This is a genomic window from Ignavibacteria bacterium (genome assembly GCA_025612375.1).
Lineage (GTDB): Bacteria > Bacteroidota > Ignavibacteria > Ignavibacteriales > SURF-24 > JAAXKN01.
Genome location: JAAXKN010000002.1, coordinates 131,260 through 149,602 on the forward strand (window position 1 = coordinate 131,260; position 18,343 = coordinate 149,602).

Consider the following 18,343-nt stretch of genomic DNA (forward strand, 5'->3'; position numbering starts at 1 on the left):
GATCACGTAAGATAAGGATCACGCAATATATCGTTCATTCGAGGCAATAGACATACGAACCTGATTTTGGCTTTATAAATAATATATTTTCTTTTATTATATTATCCGAGTAATCACAAACACCGGGGCAATTCCATGAAAAAGAAATTTGCAGTTGTAAGCATTATCCTGCTCGTAGTTATTCTCCTTATGATGTTCGTTCCGATGCTTTTTAAGGATCAGATTGCTGAAGTAGTAAAAAAACAGGCTAATAAACAGCTTAACGCTGTTCTGAACTTCGAGAGTGCCGGACTTAATATGTTCAAGAGCTTTCCCGACCTGACGCTAAGCATAAACAATCTGACAATTGTAAACAAGCCTCCTTTCAAGGGGGATACGCTTCTTAGCGCCGCATCTTTTAACGCCACAATAGACCTGTGGAGCCTTGTAAAGGGCGGCGCAATCAGAATTGAAGAGGTAAATCTCCACAAGCCGAATATCAAGCTCATTGTGCTGGAAGACAGTACGGCAAACTACAACATAATGAAGCCCGATACCGTAAAACCAAAGCCGTCGCAGAAAGAGGTAAATGTAGCCCTGAAATACTATTCGGTTGACGGCGCAAACATTGCCTATATTGACCAGACTTCGGGGATGACGGCAATAATTAAAAACCTCGACCATGAGGGAAGCGGCGACCTTTCGAAGGACAAGTTTGACTTAAAAACGGTAACTAAAATCGACGAGCTTACATTTGAGTATAACGGCCTTACTTATCTCAACAAGGTAAATGCATACCTTGATATGGCCCTTTTTGCCAACATGAGCGAGAAGAAGTTTACACTGAATAAAAATGAGCTCAGGATTAATAACCTTACGGTTAAGTTCGACGGCTTTGTTGCCAGGCCCGACACGAGCAATATTTCAATGGACCTGACATTTGCCTCAAACCGTACGGACTTTAAGGATATAGTTTCACTTATACCGGCAGCTTATTCTGAAAACTTCCAGGATATGAAGTCCTCAGGCAAAATGCTTCTTAACGGCTCAGTAAAGGGCATTTATAACAAAACCCGCATACCTTCTTTTAACATTAAGCTTATGGTGCAGAACGGGAGTTTCCAGTATCCGAAGCTTCCGAATGCAGTCAGGAACGTCAACCTCGACCTGAACGTAAATAATCCCGGCGGCACTCCTGATAACACGGTTGTAAACCTGAAGCAGATGCATTTTGAACTTGGCAGTGATCCTTTTGACGCCACACTGGTTGTTACAACGCCAAGGTCCAACCCTTATATAGATACAAAAGTAAAAGGGCGCCTGAACCTTGGGCAGCTGAAAAATGCCATGCCGATGAAAGGCGTTCAGAGGCTCGACGGGCTCATTCAGGCCGACTTTCAGGCAAAAGGAAATATTGGGGGGCTTAAAAGTAAAAATATCGGTAACCTTACGGCCTCGGGAACAGTCCAGGCAAATAACATTGTCTACGGAAGCGACGAGCTGACGCAGGAGATAAAGATCAACCAGGCTTTTCTTTCTCTAAGCAATCAGGCGTTTAATCTGAGCAATTTCAGCATGAATATCGGTCAGAACAACATAAATGCCAATGGCGGGCTTTATAATACGCTTGGCTATTTATTGAACAAGGGGGTAATAAGCGGCAATCTTTCGCTTAACTCCAACTATCTGGACGTAAACCAGCTCATGAGGCTCAATAAAAAAGAGCAGGTAAAGACGACCCCCTCAGGCACTAAGATGCAGGCCGTGGAGCTTCCCGAGAGAATTAACTTTACCATGAACTCAAGCATAGGCAGGATGATCTATGACAACCTGACGCTTGATAATGTAAGAGGCGTTATTGCCATTAGCGACAGGAAGATTTCCATGCAGAGCCTGAGCATGAATCTTCTTGGGGGAAACCTTGTTGCTACCGGTTACTATGCGACTCCCGCCGGAGCGAATCCGAATATGGCATTTAACTTTACGGTTAGCAACTTCGACATCGGCAAAACATATGAGAGCTTTGTAAGTGTAAGGCAGATTGTGCCTATGGCGCAGTACATACACGGAAACTTTGGCGCAAAGATGAATATCACTTCGGCTCTTGACCCTAGTATGATGCCCGTCTGGAACACTTTTAACGGCAGCGGCATACTTAACCTTCAGAGGGCGGAGGTAAAGGGGTTCAAACCCTTTGAAGCCGTTGGAGGCGCGCTGAAGCTTGACGCGCTGAAAAATCCCGTCATTACAAACGTCAATCCGTCGTTCCAGATCCGCAACGGCAGATTCATCATTCAGCCTTTTTCATACAAGGTGTTTAATTACGACGTCACGCTTTCCGGCTCCAACGGAATGGATAAGAGCATTGATTATACGATGAATGTGCAGATCCCGGCAGGACAGTTAAAGCAGCAGGCCAATCAGGCAATAAACAGGCTTCTTAAAAAAGACATCAACCTGGTCTCAGCAGATAAAATTGACGTGAAGGCATTCTTAAGGGGCAACATTAATAATCCTTCTGTTACCACAAGCGCAGCCGATATTGTAGGCGGCAGTGTAAAGACCGTTCAGCAGCAGGTCCGGGAGCAGGTAAAGCAGCAGGCGCAGCAGCAGATTGAGCAGAAGAAAGCCGAGATACAGAAGCAGGCCCAGCAAAGGGTTGACACCGTAAAGCAGCAGCTGCAGAAAAAAGCCCAGGAGAAGCTGAAGGACATATTTAAGAGGAAATTCTAGGGCGGCGGGATAAATTGTTATTTACGCAGGGGCGAGCGGGGCGGCTCGCCCCCTGCGTAAAAGCATTCGGTTAATTAAATGACGCAATCCGGAGACAATAATTACAAATTTATTGAAAGAAATCGTACATTTGACTTGACGAAAATAAAATATACGAGATCTTTTAATGAAAGCTTTATTACTTGAAAATATACATCCCTGTGCAAATGAGGTTCTGAAGAAAAGAGGTGTGGAAGTTGAAACCCACAAAGGGAGCCTTTCTGAAGACGAGCTGATTGAGGCGCTTCAGGGGGTTTCACTGCTCGGAATCCGCTCGAGAACCTATTTAACCAAAAAAGTATTTGAAAATGCACCCGATCTTCTGGCCGCCGGGGCCTATTGCATCGGCACCAACCAGATTGACCTTGACTCGGCCTCCAAAAAAGGCGTTGCGGTTTTTAACGCTCCTTACAGCAACACGCGCAGCGTGGCTGAAATAGTCATTGCTGAAATCATAATACTGATACGCCGCCTGCACGACAAGATCGTAAAGGCCCACGAGGGGATATGGGATAAGTCGGCTGAAAACGCCCGCGAGGTAAGAGGCAAAAAGCTCGGAATTATAGGCTACGGGAACATAGGAAGCCAGGTTTCAATGCTTGCCGAGGCGATGGGAATGGATGTTTACTACTATGACGTGGTTGATAAGCTGACAATCGGAAACGCAACTAGGATGTCTTTTCTTGAGGATATGCTGAGAATTGTGGACGTGGTTACAGTGCACGTGGACGGCAACCCGGCAAACAGGAACCTTATAGGCGAAAAAGAATTTGAAATCATGAAAGACGGGGTCATACTGCTTAACTTAAGCCGCGGCTTTGTTGTGGATGTGGAAGCCCTGAAGGAAAATATTTTAAGCGGTAAAGTTGCCGGAGCCTCACTGGACGTCTTCCCGGAAGAGCCGAAAGACGCCAACGAAAGGTTTGTTTCCCCATTGCAGCACCTGCCTAATGTTCTTCTGACTCCTCATATTGGCGGAAGCACCGAGGAGGCACAGTATAACATAGGGGAATTTGTCTCCAGCAAACTTCTTGAATATGTTTACACCGGGAGCACCTTTACGAGCGTCAACTTCCCGAAAATTCAGCTGCCCTCTATCAGCGATGTACAGAGGCTGCTGCACGTTCATGAGAACGTTCCGGGCGTACTGTCGCAGATTAACGCCATTTTTGCGCGCAACGACGTTAACGTGGTCTCGCAGTACTTAAGGACCAACGAGAAGATAGGTTACGTTATTGCAGACGTGGATACAAAGTACAAAGATTCGCTCTTTGATGACCTGAAGCAGGTTGTACGCACAATTAAAGTAAGAATACTCTAAAGGTTAATATATGCCTGAAGCATATTACAAATCCCCTTTCGGATGGCTTAAGCTTAAGGCCGGTGATGAGGCTCTTAATGCAATTGAGTTCATAGAGGGAGGCGGGTATACTTCAGGCAGTGACCATCCGGTCTTAAAGGAAACCCTACGGCAGCTTGATGAATATTTTAAGTCTGAAAGGAAAACTTTTGATCTAAAACTTGAGCCTGAAGGCACGCCTTTTCAGAAGAGGGTCTGGAATGAGCTCCTTAAAATTCCTTTCGGCAGCACAATAACGTATCTTGAACTTGCCCGGCGCCTGGGTGATGAAAAAGTTATACGGGCAGCCGGTACGGCAAACGGGAGAAATCCCATTCCGGTTGTTATCCCCTGCCACCGTGTAATCGGCAGCAGCGGCAAGCTGGTCGGCTATGCGGGCGGGCTTCAAATAAAAGAGTGGCTCCTCAGGCACGAAGGGAGTTTTATGGAATTATTCTGACTGCTGTTTTTTTTGCAGTGCCGCCTATAATCGCAGCTGTTACCTCTTCAATTTACCTGATGAATCTCTTAAGTATTACTAATAATCCCTTCTTCTGTAGTATCTTCTTCCGCCGGGCGACATATCGATAAGGAGTGCTATTACAAGACCGATTATGGGAACCGTGCCCCAGGAATTATCGAAGAAGTGAAAGACCACGCTGTACCACAGAAGTGTTACAGGAAGGAAAATAAAACCCAGAATGGGCCAGAGTAAGGTATGAAACATGCCGTTAAACCAGTTTGTTAAAAACCACAAGAGGGCTATGGAAACTCTTGGTATGAGGACTGCAAAGATCAGTATTAAGTAGATCATATCTTTCTTCCTTATGGCTCTTTCATAATAATCTATAATAATATTAAGTAATAATAAAACTTTAAATTCATGCAAAAAATTGCGGAAAAAACTTCCTTCCATGCAATTTATTTACATATGAAGCCAAAAATGCTTTGAAATACAGGATTAATTTTCATAGATTTGATTTATCAGTTATGAAAAACATTAATTTTAATATGACCCATTCAACCGGCTGCCTTAAAGCGGCTTTACATCATCATGCTCATCATCTTAACTGCATTGCCGGTGTCGGATTGTATTAAACTCTATAAAAAAGTTTGAATTTTAATAACCCCGACACACTTGCCGGGGTTTTTTGTTTTTAAAGAATAAGGATTAAAAATAATAATGGAAAACGGGAACTTAAAGCTGGCTATTCAAAAGAAAGGAAGACTTTCTGAAAAATCGCTCGAACTGATGAAACTTTGCGGGCTGGATATAGAAAACTATTCTGACAGGCTTATCGTCTCTGCCAAGAACCACAAGCTGGATCTTTTATTCTTAAGGGATGATGACATACCTGAGTATGTTCAGGACGGCGTTGCGGATATTGGCATTGTAGGCGAGGATGTGGTTTATGAAAAACAGGCAAATATTACGGTAAGCGAAAAGCTGGGCTTCGGAAAATGCAAGCTCATGATTGCCGCACCGCAAAACGGGCTTCCCAAAACGCTCGAAGACATTAACGGCAAGACCATCGCAACCTCTTACCCCAACATCTTAAAACTCTTCCTCAGCGCAAATAACCTCCAGGCTAAAATAATTGAAATCAGCGGATCTGTTGAAATTGCCCCCTCGCTCGGCGTGGCAGACCTTATATGCGACATCGTCTCAACGGGCAACACGCTCATGATGAATAAGCTCGCGAAGTCGTTTAACGTTTTTGACTCGGAAGCAGTTTTAATTTCCAACAACGCCCTTAAGAAAAATGAGGAGAAGTATGCAATTCTTCAGGACCTGATAGGCAGAATGAGAAGCGTGCTCTCGGCAAAGAAATCGAAGTATCTTATGATGAATATACCGAAGGATTCTCTTGAAAGGATTTCAGAAATTATTCCTTCGCTTAAAAGCCCCACTGTGCTTCACCTTGCAGACGAGGCTTCACTTGCCGTTCATGCCGTAATTCCGGCAGACCGCTTCTGGAGCATTGTTAACGACCTTAAGGATGCAGGAGCAACGGGAATCCTTCTTCTGCCGATTGAAAATATGATATTCTGAAACTAAACGGATTGGACTAAAAATGAAAATCTATAATTTCAGGAATTTAGACCCAAAGGAAAAAGAAAGCCTTTTAAGACGCCCGGCAATAGACTTATCGAAGTCTTTTGAAGCCGTAAGGCCTATCTTAAGTGAGATAAAAACTATGGGTCTTGAGGCTGCACTTAAATATGCCGCGAAGTTTGACCATTTTTCGGGAGAGAACCTCCTGGTATCCAGGGCTGAGTTCGATGAGGCCGAGAAAAATCTGGATAGTGAGGTAAAGCGTGCAATAAAAAAAGCAGCCGACAACATCCAGAAATTCCACATCAAGCAGATGCCTAAGCCGTACGCGACTGAAACTATGGAAGGAATTTTCTGCTCAAGAGAATACAGGGCAATTGAAAATGTGGGGCTCTATATCCCGGGCGGAAGCGCCGTACTGCCCTCAACAATGCTAATGCTTGGAATACCGGCACGCATTGCGGGCTGCAGAAGAATTGTTGCCGTCTCCCCTTCAAAAGATAACAGGGTTAACGATGCGCTTCTTTATGCGGCAAAGTACCTGGAGATAACCGAGTTCTATAAAATAGGAGGCTCTCAGGCAATAGGGCTTCTGGCTTACGGCGACAAGGAGTTTCCGAAGGTAAATAAAATATTCGGTCCCGGCAACCAGTATGTTACGGCGGCCAAGCTCCTGGTAAGCATAGACCTTGAGGGCTGCCCGATTGATATGCCCGCGGGTCCAAGCGAGGTGCTGGTAATTGCGGATGAGTCTTCGGAGCCGTCTTTTATAGCAGCGGATCTTCTGTCGCAGGCTGAGCACGGAAGTGACTCACAGGTGGTGCTTGTTACAACCTCGCAGAAGGTTTTGTCAGGCGTGCTTGAACAGCTGGAGCTCCAGCTGCAGCTTCTTCCAAGAAAAGACACGGCTATTAAGGCGCTTGAATCATCTTTTGCCCTTGTAACTGAAAACGTGGAGGATGCCTTTACTTTCAGCAACATGTACGCCCCTGAGCATCTTATTCTCCACCTTGAAGAGCCGGAGCAGTATAAGGCGCTAGTAAATAATGCGGGCTCGGTTTTCTTAGGCGGATACTCCCCTGAAAGCGCGGGCGACTATGCCTCAGGCACAAACCATTCACTCCCCACATACGGCTATGCAAAGTCTTTTGGAGGAGTTACGGTTGAAAGCTTTATGAAAACAATGACATTCCAAAAATTAACGCGTGAGGGCTTAAAGAGCATCTCGGGGGCAGTTGAAACCCTGGCCGAGACGGAATCTTTAAGAGCACACAAGAACGCTGTAACTATAAGGTTAAATCAATTATGATAGAAAAGTTAGCCAGAAAAAATATACTGAACCTGAAGCCGTATACTTCGGCAAGGGACATGTATTCAAAGGGAATACTCCTGGATGCAAATGAAAACAGCCTGGGATCTACGGCTGAATACTACGAGGATCTTTATCTTAACCGCTACCCCGACCCTCACCAGGAGGACCTGAAAAAAGCGGCAGGAGAATACCTGGGCGTTGAGGGGAAAAACCTCTTCTTCGGCGTTGGCTCCGACGAGATTATAGACCTTATAATCAGGATCTTCTGCGAGCCGAAAGAAGACTCGGTTATGATACTGGATCCCACATACGGCATGTACCAGGTGGCCTGCGACATAAATAACGTAAAGACAAAGTCAGTAAACCTGACCGAAGAGTTTCAGATAGATTTTGAAGCCGTAAAAAAGAATTTCGATGAGACGGTTAAAGTTATTTTCCTCTGCTCGCCAAATAATCCGACGGGCAACCTGTTAAAGAAAAGTGACGTCATAAAGCTTGCTGAGAGCTTCAATGCCATCATTGCTGTTGACGAAGCCTATGTTGATTTTGCAGGGGATAATTCATTTATTAAAGAGGTTAATAGCCATGAGAACCTGGTCATAATCAGAACCTTCTCCAAGGCGTGGGGACTTGCGGGCATAAGGCTCGGTTTCTGTGTGGCAAATGAAGAGGTAATTCAGCTCCTGTTCAAGGTTAAAGCCCCCTATAACGTCAGTTCACTTACAAGGCAGGCCGTGATCGGTGCTATTGGAAACTACGGGAAAAAAGACGAGTTTGTTCAAAAGCTCATCTCAGAAAGGGAGCGCGTTAAAAATGAGCTCATGAAAATTCCGGGCATATTAAAAGTCTATCCTTCAGACGCCAACTACCTTCTTTTTAAGTGCAGGGATGCAAAGCTCATTCAGAAGAAAATGGCAGACGAAGGGGTTATAATACGCGACAGGAGCTCCTACGAGATGCTTGAGGGATGCCTCAGGGTTTCAATAGGTACAGAATATGAAAACAATAAATTTCTGGACATAATTAAAAAACTCTTATAAATAAATCCAATGAATAAAGTTGTAATAGATAAACAATTTTTTGATCTTACCTCTCCTCTTTCAGGGGGGCTTGTTACGGGCTTAAAAAAGCTGAGCCGCAAGGGCCTTCTTCTTGAAGTAAAGAACGGAAAAATCAGTGGCGCCCTGGAAAAGGTGCTTACGCTGGAGGCAATTAGTCTCGGCAAGGCTTCAGACGGAAGCACGGGGGATTTTTATATAACAGCCTCCGGGAGTTCAGAGCCCGGTGGCGGTATAATAGCCGTAAAAGAAGGGTCGAAGACGGACACTTTCGGCAAAGCAGCCCAACAGGTTATAAAAAGCCTGAGGCACTCCATAAAGACGAGGAAGACAAAAGAGACCGATATAAATGTTGAAGTTTCTTTAGACGGTGAGGGCATTTCTGAAATCTCAACCGGCGTCGGGTTTTTTGACCATATGCTAGAGCAGATTTCAAAGCATGCCAACATAGACCTCAAGGTTCAGGTTAAAGGGGATCTTTTTGTGGATGAACACCATACGGTTGAGGATACCGGCATAACGCTGGGCCAGGCGATAAGCGAAGCCCTGGGAGACAAACTCGGCATCAAGCGCTACGGGTTTTTCCTCCCCATGGATGAATCCAGTGCAAAATGCGCAATTGACTTAGGGGGCAGGACGTACCTCAACTTCAAGTGCAAATTCAAAAGAGAGAAAGTAGGCGACTTCCCCGTTGAGCTGACAGAGGAATTTTTCCGCGGACTCTCCTCCGGCCTCAAGGCAAACGTATTCCTGAGGGCCAAGGGGAAAAACGACCACCATAAGATTGAAGCCATGTTTAAGGCTTTTGCAAAAGCCTTAAATGAGGCCCTGAGGATGGATGAAAGAAATGAAGATAAATTACCATCAACAAAAGGAGTTTTATGATAGCTCTTATTGACTATGACGCCGGAAATACCGCCTCGGTAGCCAACGCCCTGGAGAAGCTGGGGCACGAGTTTGTGCTAACCAACAAGGAGGCGGATATCTGCAGGGCGGATAAGGTTATATTCCCGGGGGTCGGAGAGGCATCATTTGCAATTAAGCAGCTTCACCGCTATAACTTGATTAATCTCTTAAGAATAGTTAAAAAGCCCCTTCTTGGCATATGTCTTGGGATGCAGCTCTTGAGTGAATATTCAACAGAAGGAAATATCCCGTGCTTGGGCGTTGTGCCGGGGAGGGTTGAGAAGTTCGATCCTGCAGAGGTTAACGTTCCGCATATGGGCTGGAATGAAGTTTTCCAGAAGAAGGAGAGCAAACTGTTTAAGGATATTAAAGACGGGGAGTTTTTCTACTTCGCAAATTCCTATTACCTGCCCGCGGGTGAATTTACAACCGCCGTGGCAAATCACGGCATCGATTTTACGGCAGCGTTGGAAAAAGATAATTATTACGGGATCCAGTTTCACCCGGAAAAGTCGGGCGAAGCGGGTCTTAAACTATTAAATAACTTTCTTGAAATATGATTGTAATACCAGCAATAGATTTATATCAGAATAAAATTGTAAGACTTAAAGAAGGGGATTTTAGTAAGGTCACCTTCTACGAAAACAGCCCGCTCGAGCAGGCAAGGATTTTTGAAGAGAGCGGATTCTCCTGGCTCCACATGGTGGATCTGGAGGGCTCCAGGACGGGCAGCGTCTCGGTGCTTGAGACTGTAAGGGAGATAAAAGCCAAGACAGGACTTAAGTTGGAGTTTGGCGGGGGCGTAAGGGATGAGGCTTCAGTGGCCAAAATCTTTTCCTCAGGCGCCGACCGTGTAATAATCGGGTCTTTATCGGTAGAAAATAAAAAGGAATTTGAAGCTATAGTTGAAAAGTACGGAGCAGAAAAGGTAGTGGTTGCAGCCGACGTTAAAGACGGCATGATTGCCGTCAGAGGGTGGACGGAGAAGACCGCGATGTCATTAAAAGACCATATTACGTACTGCATGGGCCGGGGTGTGGATACTTTCCTTTGTACCGATATTTCGCGCGACGGAATGCTCTCGGGCACAAACATAAAACTCTACCAGGATATTATTAGTGAATTTCCGGGCATTAAGCTGATTGCCTCGGGAGGCATTAAGGATATTGAGGACGTCCGGAAAGTGGCGGAACTTAATGCTTACGCGGTTGTAGTAGGCAAGGCAATTTATGAAAACAGGATCAGCTTAAAGGAGCTTTCAGAAGTTGGTTAGCAAAAGAATTATTCCGTGCCTGGACGTTAAAGACGGGAAAGTGGTTAAAGGGACGAACTTTGTAAATTTAATTGATGCCGGGGATGCAGTCAGTCTTGCAGAACGCTATAGCAGTGAAGGCGCAGATGAACTTGTATTCCTTGATATAACGGCTTCGGCCGAGAAAAGAAAAACACTCCTGGGGCTGGTTGAAAAGGTGGCAAAGGCTATCCGGATCCCTTTTACAGTGGGCGGCGGCATTTCGGAGCTGAAGGACATTGAAAGCCTTCTTAAGGCCGGTGCCGACAAGGTATCGCTTAACTCATCAATTGTCCGCAATCCTGAGCTTATTACACAGGCCTCCAGGCGCTTCGGCAGCCAGGCCATAGTAGCTGCAATTGACGTAAAGCGGGCGGGCGGCCTCTATAAGGTTTATGTAAAAGGAGGACGCGAGGAAACTGAGCTCGAAGGCCTCAGCTGGTGCAAAAAGGCGGCTGAACTCGGGGCGGGTGAAATACTCCTTACCTCGATGGATAAAGACGGCACAAAGGATGGCTACGACGTGGAATTCCTCCGGGAAATTACCTCGTCTGTAACAATTCCTGTTATCGCCTCGGGCGGAGCCGGGAAAAAAGAGGATTTCCTGGAGGCTTTCCTTAAGGCCAGGGTGGATGCCTGCCTGGCAGCAAGCCTGTTCCACTTCAGCATTCTGGAAATAAAAGAATTAAAAAAGTATCTAAAGGAAAATAATATAAAAGTAAGGCTTTAAGGTTAAAAAATGATTGATATAAGCAAACTGGACTTTAATAAAATGGGCGGGCTTATACCCGCAGTTGTAACAGACAATTCAAACGGCGAAGTCCTTATGCTGGGCTTCATGAATAAGGAAGCCCTGGATAAAACCATGGAGTCGGGGCTTGTTACTTTCTTCAGCCGCTCAAAAGGGAGGCTCTGGACAAAAGGAGAAACTTCAGGCAATTATCTTAAATTAGTGAGTGTAGCGCAGGACTGTGATAACGATTCACTTCTGATTAAAGCCAATCCTGAAGGCAACACCTGCCACACTGGGGGCTACTCGTGCTTTTTCCCGGAAAAGCCAGGTTCAATTAACTTCCTAAACGAGCTTTTCTCACTTATTAAGGACAGGAAAGAAAAGCTTCCGGAAGGCTCATACACAACAAAGCTCTTTCAAAGAGGGGCCAACAGAATAATACAGAAGGTTGGTGAAGAGGCCATTGAAACCGTAATTGCAGCCAAAAACAGGGATAAAAACGAGCTGATAAATGAGACCTCGGACCTCATCTATCATATGTTTGTAATGCTCGCTGAGCAGGAAATTGAATTTACGGACATAGTAAAAAACCTTGAAATGCGCCATTCCAAGTAAAACTGAGTTTAATGTGGGGCGGAAAAGAGCTGTTTTTCTCAAATCCGCCTCAAAATACCCCCTAATACTCCTACAAAATTCTCATTTTTGAAAATCCTCAATTACTTTCATTGTTTTTTTTCTTATGTTTGCTCTGTATTAAAATTAAACTTTCAGAAAGGCGTTGCTGTTATGCTAATGATAGAGATTCTGCCGGATAAATGCGATTTTTGCGGCTGTTGTGTGGGCGTCTGCCCTGAAGATGCCATTGAGCTTAAAGAAGCTGAGATCAGAATTATTGAGCAATTGTGCACGAACTGCTGTAAGTGCGTCTGGAGCTGCCCTTTTGAGACCCTGAAATTCAACAAGAAAGAAACTGTGAGGGTAAACGTTGAAAGCTGAATATGATCTTATTGTTGTTGGCGCCGGTCCGGCCGGATCGATAGCAGCCAAATTTGCTGCCGAAAAGGGGATCTCGGTACTGATGCTGGAAAAAGACAGGGACGTTGGCTATCCGGTAAGGTGCGGCGAGGCCGTAAGCAAGGCCGGAGTTGAAGAGTTTTTAACACCCGACCCCAAATGGATCGCTTCTTCAATAGACAAGTTTTCTCTTATTTCTCCTGATAATTCAGAAGTAATAATAGGGTTTACGGACACGGGTTACATACTGGAAAGAAGAGTTTTTGACTATGAACTGGCCAGAATGGCCTCCAATGCGGGCGCCGAAGTTTTGACTAGGGCCTATGTCTCGGGGCTCCTAATGGAAGATGGCCGCGTTTCAGGCGTAAAATACCAGTACCGCGGGGAAGAAAAAGAAGTCAGGGCTAAAATTGTCATTGCAGCCGACGGGGTTGAAAGCCGCGTAGGGCGCTGGGCGGGCTTAAAGACGCATGTGGATTTCCGCGACATGGAGTGCTGTGCACAGGTTACGGCTTCCAACATTGATGTCGATCCCAATACGTGTTATTTTTATTTCGGGCAGGATGTTGCCCCCGAAGGATACCTCTGGGTTTTCCCCAAGGGTAACCGCTCGGCTAATATAGGTCTTGGCGTAAGCGGCCTTACAGGCAAAAAACGCTCTGCGGTGTCTTACCTGAACAGCTTCATGGAAAGTAACTTTCCGGATGCCCCGGTGCTGACTTCAATTGCAGGCGGTGTACCTTGCTCTGTTACTCTGGGCAGGATATCTGCCCCCGGCATTATGCTAACCGGCGACGCGGCGCGCCAGGTAAACCCTCTTTCGGGGGGAGGCATAATAAGCGGCATGATAGGCGGATCAATTGCAGGCAGAATTGCAGCGGAATCTGTGCTTAATAATAAGCCTGAGCACGTAATGACTTACGACAGGGCCTGGAACGACAGGCTCGGAAAACGCCATGAGGTATTTAACCGCATAAAGAACGGGATTTATAACTTTTCAGACGAAAAGTTTAATTCCATTGCCCATTCTTTTCTTAAGGTGCCGGGGGATAAAAGGACGCTGGGCAGCCTGTTCAGGACGGCGCTGTTTAATCAGCCCTCCCTGCTTTTGGATGTAGCAAAGGTGTTTTTAGGATAATGAAAAAGATCATATTAGAATTATTAAAGAAGAATTTCGATTTTATAAAGAATAACTGGACGAGCGTTCTGCTGAGGCTCTTTGAGGGGAAGCTGACGCAGGGCCAGGTTAATCTCTTCGTCGAAAGCACGCTTGAGGTGATAAGGGAGATTCTGGAAAAATCCGACTATTCTTTGGCCGATAATTATCTGATTGATATCTTTAATTTATTTGAAAATGCCAAGCTGAACCTGCTGGAGGTAAGCCAGCTGTTTAATAACGGAAGGGTTTCCATTCTGCACTTTATAGACAAGGACAAGAACTCTGGCTACGACCCTATTATAATTGTGGAATTTGTTGACGAGATAATTGAAAACCTTTACGCCCGCTACAGCATGCTTCACCAGGAAGCGCAGATGAAGGAAATCTCGCATGACCGCGACAGCCTGGCTCTTAAGCTTGAGATTAACCAGCAGTACCTGAAAAATATACTTCACACTTCAGATTCCGCCATAATGCTGATAGACCAGAATGAAAAATTTATCGCCTGGAATAAAGGCGCCGAGATAATCTTCGGCTATAATGAAGCTGAGGTAATCGGGCAGCCCTCTTCCCTTCTGCTTCCCAAGGAAGAGAAGTACTTTAAGGAGCTGGAATATATAAGAGGCGAGGTTATAAGGGAGGGCTTTGTAAAAGTAGCTGAAACTGAAAGAATGACAAAGCTCGGAAAAATAGTCTCGGTTGAACTTAATATTAAGCTTCTTCCAAGCAGCGACGGCGAGTACATAGGCCGCTCCGTAATTATAAAGGATTTTACGGAGGTCAAAAAGCTCCAGCAGCAGATAGACCAGTCGGAAAAGCTTGCCGTCATAGGGCAGCTTGCAGCCGGTGTGGCCCATGAGATAGGTAACCCGCTTACGTCAATTTCCTCGATCGTGCAGATACTGCAGAGGCGTTCTGCCGACTCGCTTTTCAGTGAGCAGCTTGCAAACATTAAGCTGAATATAGACAGGATCTCAAGGATCGTCCGCGAGCTCGTGGATTTCTCAAGGCCACCCAGCCATGAAATGCTGCTTATTCAGATTACGGACGTTATAAAAACCGCCCTTGGAATCGTCAAGTACGACAAGAGGGTTAAAAAAGTGCTTTTTGAAACCAGGCTCGACAATGATCTGCCTAAAATTAACATTGTTCCCGACCAGATACTGCAGGTTTTAATTAACATCCTTTTTAACGCCTTGGATGCAATTAACGGGGAAGGTAAAATTGAGGTTATCTCCTCGCACGACAAGGAAAATGTATATATTGAAATCAGGGACAACGGCTGCGGAATGGACAAGGATACCATGGGCAAGATCTTCGATCCCTTCTTTACAACCAAGGAGGTTGGCAAGGGTACGGGCCTTGGGCTTTCGGTCAGTTACGGCATAATGAAGAAATTTAAGGGTGACATACTGGTTCAAAGTCAGTTAAAACAGGGCAGCAGCTTTACGGTTAAACTGCCTTTACATCAAAGTGTAAATTAAATAATTGGAGTTATTAAATGTGTGCTAAAGTGCTTATTGTTGACGACGAAAAAGTAATCCGCGAGTCGCTGGAGATGCTCCTTAGGGATGAGGGCTACAAAGCGGAAACCGCTGCCGATGGTGAGGAAGCACTTCAAAAAATCAGCAATGATGATTATGACGTTGTTTTAACCGACATTAAAATGCCCAAGGTGGATGGAATTGAGCTCATGCAGAAAGCTGCCAGGATTTCGCCTGAGACTTTTTTTATTATAATGACGGCTTATGCCTCGGTTAAAACCGCAATTGAGGCCTTAAGAGAGGGCGCATATGATTATTTTATTAAACCGGTTGAGTTTGACGACGTGATTTTACGCCTGAAAAGGCTTATTTCATATAAGAAGCTCTCAACTGAAAACAAATCGCTCCGCCAGAGGCTTTCCTCTGAGGTGGGCTTCCAGAACATTATAGGTAAAAGTGAACCTATGCAGAGGGTTTTTGACCTAATCTCCAGGGTTTCACAGACAAACAGCAACGTTCTGATAGTAGGTAAAAGCGGTACCGGAAAGGAGCTGGTTGCAAAGGCAATCCACTTTAACGGCCACAGAAAAGACCAGATATTCCTTCCTGTAAACTGCGGCGCAATTTCTGAGAACCTGATTGAAAGCGAGCTTTTCGGGCACAAAAAAGGGGCATTTACCGGGGCAACCGAAGATAAAATGGGTCTTTTTAAGGTAGCCGACGGAGGGACACTTTTCTTAGATGAAATTGGCGACCTTCCTCTTAATATGCAGGTGAAACTCCTGAGAGTCCTGGAAGACAAGCAGTTCATTCCGGTTGGTGCAACAAGGCCCGTTACAACTGACGTCAGGATTATTGCAGCAACAAACCAGAACCTTTTTGAGAAAACCAAAACCGGGGAATTCAGGGAGGATCTTTACTACAGGCTGAACGTTGTGGAAATTAAACTCCCCTCTCTTAATGAAAGAAGAGAAGACATACCGGTCCTGGTGAGCCATTTTATTGAAAAGTTCAGGGTCGAGATGGGGCGCAAGATAGTCGGGGTAGATAATGAGACCATGAGACTTTTAATGAACCATGACTGGCGCGGCGGTGTTAGAGAGTTAGAAAACGTAATTGAAAGGGCAATAATATTCGCCAGAGATGAAGTAATTACAATTAATGATCTCTCGGATTACTTAAAAGGCAACACATTCAGCGATAATTTCCCCGATGCCCTGAAGGACGCGCTTAAGATTTTTGAGCGCGAGCACATAATAAAAACAATTAAAAAATATAATTACGATAAAGAAGAAGCGGCCAAGGCTCTTATGATCGGTCTTTCTTCCTTATACAGGAAAATGGAAGAGCTGGATATTCCCACAAAGGCACCTAAAGAAGTGGAAGAATAATTAAGGCTTAACCCTTTTTAAGAATTGAATTTAACATTAGTGTTATTTATATTTGAAAATAATATTTTTAGAAGGCAAGGTACAATATGAAAGCAGGAATTCATCCCTCATACAAAAAAGCTACTGTAAGTTGTGTATGTGGCAATACTTTTACAACCCGCTCAACAGCCGGTGACATAAAACTCGAAATTTGCGCAAATTGCCATCCGTTCTTTACCGGTAAGCAGAAACTTATCGATTCAACCGGTAGAGTTGAAAGATTTAACAGAAAATACGCTAAAACAGCAGCAAAATAATAACTTTTCTTGGGTTTCTTTAACGGAAAATTTTTTTCCGTTAAAGAGCTCCCTATAGCAGCTGATCCTGCCTCAAGACTCTCAGTTTTTGCAGTATCCCATCTGATTTTGAACAAATTTGGTGCTTTGAAGCCATTTTACGGTGTCATCTTCCGGTTTCTGCATTTTAGGCCGGGGCATTTAAAATTCCAGCCGTCTGGCATTTCTCATAGCAGTGTGAGTATATTTAATTAAAATACATTTTCACAGAACTAAAGAGGGTGTCATATGCAGCTATGCATTTTCGAGGATATATATTTTGACAGGCTCGAACCCCTGATCTACTCAAGGCCTACGTACGATCTTATCTGCGGCATAAATTCACTGAGGGCGAAAATACTTCGCGCCTATCCGGAAGTCAAATACTCGCTTCATTGCAGGCAGTATCTTGAACCGGTTGTAAAGGCAAAAAATCCAAATGTGGACGTAAATAAAATTGAGGACGATGCATGCCTTTTTGTCAATGGCCGCATTCTGGCTCCCCCGGACATGATGGGCCAGATCCCCTTAGAGGACACAGGAAACAAGCTTTATCTTAACAAAGGGACTATTATTGCAGCCAGGGTTTCAGGCTCGAAGCTCCAGGAACTCAAAGGAAATCTTTTCGACCTCTTCTCCATGGCTGATTTTGACGGCATTCCGGCCGAGCAGGTGGAAATCAGGCACATCGATTACATCTGGGACCTCATTACAAATAACCGCCAGCAGCTCCTCTGCGATTTTGAAATACTTACGCGCGATAAAGAAGAAAAAATACTGGGAAAAGTCTATCCGGGGGCACATCTTCTGGAAAAAGGGAACATATTTATTGATGAGGGGGCCGAGATAAAGCCCGGTGCGGTTCTGGACGCTGAAAAAGGGCCAATATATATAGATAAGAACGCCGTAGTTGGAGCCAACGCAGTAATTGAAGACGGGGTTTATGTAGGTGAGGGCAGCCAGGTTAAAAGCTGCGCAAGAATTTACGATAATGTCAGTATTGGCAAGATCTGCAAGATAGGCGGCGAGGTAGAAGATACGATAATACTGCCCTTTACAAACAAGCAGCATTCGGGCTTTATGGGGCACGCGTACCTGGGAAGCTGGGTCAATATAGGTGCCGATACGAACTGCAGCGACCTTAAGAATAATTACGGGTCGGTTAAGATTTACGTTAACGGTGAGGTTGTTGACTCAGGGACGCAGTTTCTGGGTGCCATAATGGGAGATCATACAAAAACCGCCATTAATACGATGTTTAATACGGGCACAATTGTAGGTTATTCATGCAACATCTTTGGAGCAGGGTTCCCGGCAAAGTACCTCCCCTCTTTCTCCTGGGGCGGAAGCGATGCAGTAACGACTTACGACCTGCAAAGGTCGATCGAAACTGCAAGGCGCGCCATGCTAAGACGCGATTATAATATGACAGAGCAGGATGAGAAACTTTTTAGAAAAATATTTGATTTAACTACTAAGGAAAGAAGGAAAAAAGGTTATCCTTATTGATATATTTGTGTAATATATTTGTGCAG

General features: G+C 44.9%; 18 protein-coding genes. 17 read left to right on the top strand and 1 reads right to left on the bottom strand.

Annotated elements, in window-relative coordinates; genetic code table 11:
- Nucleotides 1-135 precede the first annotated feature (135 nt).
- The 3 genes from HF312_02335 (at nucleotide 136) to HF312_02345 (ending at nucleotide 4,550) form a co-directional block, all read left to right on the top strand.
- A complete protein-coding gene (locus HF312_02335) occupies nucleotides 136-2,712 on the top strand; it encodes a hypothetical protein (protein MCU7519024.1) in 2,577 nt (858 codons plus the stop codon).
- Between the two features lie 166 nt (nucleotides 2,713-2,878).
- Nucleotides 2,879-4,072 (top strand): phosphoglycerate dehydrogenase, encoded by a 1,194-nt coding sequence (gene serA, locus HF312_02340; protein ID MCU7519025.1) that lies wholly within the window; start codon nucleotides 2,879-2,881, stop codon nucleotides 4,070-4,072.
- Nucleotides 4,073-4,082: 10 nt separating this feature from the next.
- Complete coding sequence (locus HF312_02345; GenBank protein ID MCU7519026.1) at nucleotides 4,083-4,550, top strand: methylated-DNA--[protein]-cysteine S-methyltransferase; 468 nt, start codon at nucleotides 4,083-4,085, stop codon at nucleotides 4,548-4,550.
- 78 nt (nucleotides 4,551-4,628) lie between these two features.
- Here the strand turns inward: HF312_02345 and HF312_02350 are convergent, their stop codons facing one another.
- Nucleotides 4,629-4,904 (bottom strand): hypothetical protein, encoded by a 276-nt coding sequence (locus tag HF312_02350; protein MCU7519027.1) that lies wholly within the window; start codon nucleotides 4,902-4,904, stop codon nucleotides 4,629-4,631.
- 369 nt (nucleotides 4,905-5,273) lie between these two features.
- Here HF312_02350 and HF312_02355 point away from each other — a divergent pair, with 369 nt between their 5' ends.
- The 14 genes from HF312_02355 (at nucleotide 5,274) to HF312_02420 (ending at nucleotide 18,317) form a co-directional block, all read left to right on the top strand.
- On the top strand, nucleotides 5,274-6,143 hold the full coding sequence (locus HF312_02355) for an ATP phosphoribosyltransferase (protein ID MCU7519028.1): 870 nt from the start codon (nucleotides 5,274-5,276) through the stop codon (nucleotides 6,141-6,143).
- A gap of 22 nt (nucleotides 6,144-6,165) precedes the next feature.
- The gene (hisD, locus tag HF312_02360) at nucleotides 6,166-7,455 is read left to right on the top strand and encodes a histidinol dehydrogenase (protein MCU7519029.1); all 1,290 of its coding nucleotides are present in this window, start codon (nucleotides 6,166-6,168) and stop codon (nucleotides 7,453-7,455) included.
- Entirely contained in the window at nucleotides 7,449-8,498 is a 1,050-nt protein-coding gene (gene hisC / locus HF312_02365) for a histidinol-phosphate transaminase (protein ID MCU7519030.1), read from the top strand. The genes hisD and hisC overlap by 7 nt, the downstream gene beginning before the upstream one ends.
- 321 nt (nucleotides 8,499-8,819) lie before the next feature.
- Entirely contained in the window at nucleotides 8,820-9,401 is a 582-nt protein-coding gene (gene hisB, locus HF312_02370; GenBank protein ID MCU7519031.1) for an imidazoleglycerol-phosphate dehydratase HisB, read from the top strand.
- On the top strand, nucleotides 9,398-9,982 hold the full coding sequence (gene hisH / locus HF312_02375) for an imidazole glycerol phosphate synthase subunit HisH (GenBank protein ID MCU7519032.1): 585 nt from the start codon (nucleotides 9,398-9,400) through the stop codon (nucleotides 9,980-9,982). The genes hisB and hisH overlap by 4 nt, the downstream gene beginning before the upstream one ends.
- Complete coding sequence (gene hisA, locus HF312_02380) at nucleotides 9,979-10,695, top strand: 1-(5-phosphoribosyl)-5-[(5-phosphoribosylamino)methylideneamino]imidazole-4-carboxamide isomerase (protein ID MCU7519033.1); 717 nt, start codon at nucleotides 9,979-9,981, stop codon at nucleotides 10,693-10,695. The genes hisH and hisA overlap by 4 nt, the downstream gene beginning before the upstream one ends.
- Nucleotides 10,688-11,443, top strand: coding sequence for an imidazole glycerol phosphate synthase subunit HisF (gene hisF, locus HF312_02385; GenBank protein MCU7519034.1), 756 nt, complete (start codon nucleotides 10,688-10,690; stop codon nucleotides 11,441-11,443). The genes hisA and hisF overlap by 8 nt, the downstream gene beginning before the upstream one ends.
- 9 nt (nucleotides 11,444-11,452) lie before the next feature.
- Nucleotides 11,453-12,061: a bifunctional phosphoribosyl-AMP cyclohydrolase/phosphoribosyl-ATP diphosphatase HisIE gene (locus tag HF312_02390; protein ID MCU7519035.1), complete on the top strand. Its 609-nt coding sequence runs from the start codon at nucleotides 11,453-11,455 to the stop codon at nucleotides 12,059-12,061.
- A gap of 177 nt (nucleotides 12,062-12,238) precedes the next feature.
- Nucleotides 12,239-12,442, top strand: coding sequence for a 4Fe-4S binding protein (locus HF312_02395; protein ID MCU7519036.1), 204 nt, complete (start codon nucleotides 12,239-12,241; stop codon nucleotides 12,440-12,442).
- Nucleotides 12,432-13,598, top strand: a complete 1,167-nt coding sequence (locus tag HF312_02400) for an NAD(P)/FAD-dependent oxidoreductase (protein MCU7519037.1) — start codon at nucleotides 12,432-12,434, stop codon at nucleotides 13,596-13,598. Before HF312_02395 ends, HF312_02400 begins: the two co-directional genes overlap by 11 nt.
- Nucleotides 13,598-15,103, top strand: a complete 1,506-nt coding sequence (locus HF312_02405; protein MCU7519038.1) for a PAS domain S-box protein — start codon at nucleotides 13,598-13,600, stop codon at nucleotides 15,101-15,103. The genes HF312_02400 and HF312_02405 overlap by 1 nt, the downstream gene beginning before the upstream one ends.
- 17 nt (nucleotides 15,104-15,120) lie before the next feature.
- Nucleotides 15,121-16,494 carry a sigma-54-dependent Fis family transcriptional regulator gene (locus HF312_02410; GenBank protein ID MCU7519039.1) on the top strand — a complete coding sequence of 458 codons (1,374 nt, stop codon included), beginning with the start codon at nucleotides 15,121-15,123 and terminating at the stop codon, nucleotides 16,492-16,494.
- 86 nt (nucleotides 16,495-16,580) lie between these two features.
- Nucleotides 16,581-16,790: a 50S ribosomal protein L31 gene (gene rpmE / locus HF312_02415; GenBank protein MCU7519040.1), complete on the top strand. Its 210-nt coding sequence runs from the start codon at nucleotides 16,581-16,583 to the stop codon at nucleotides 16,788-16,790.
- 267 nt (nucleotides 16,791-17,057) lie between these two features.
- Nucleotides 17,058-18,317 (top strand): transferase, encoded by a 1,260-nt coding sequence (locus HF312_02420; GenBank protein ID MCU7519041.1) that lies wholly within the window; start codon nucleotides 17,058-17,060, stop codon nucleotides 18,315-18,317.
- Nucleotides 18,318-18,343: the final 26 nt, after the last annotated feature.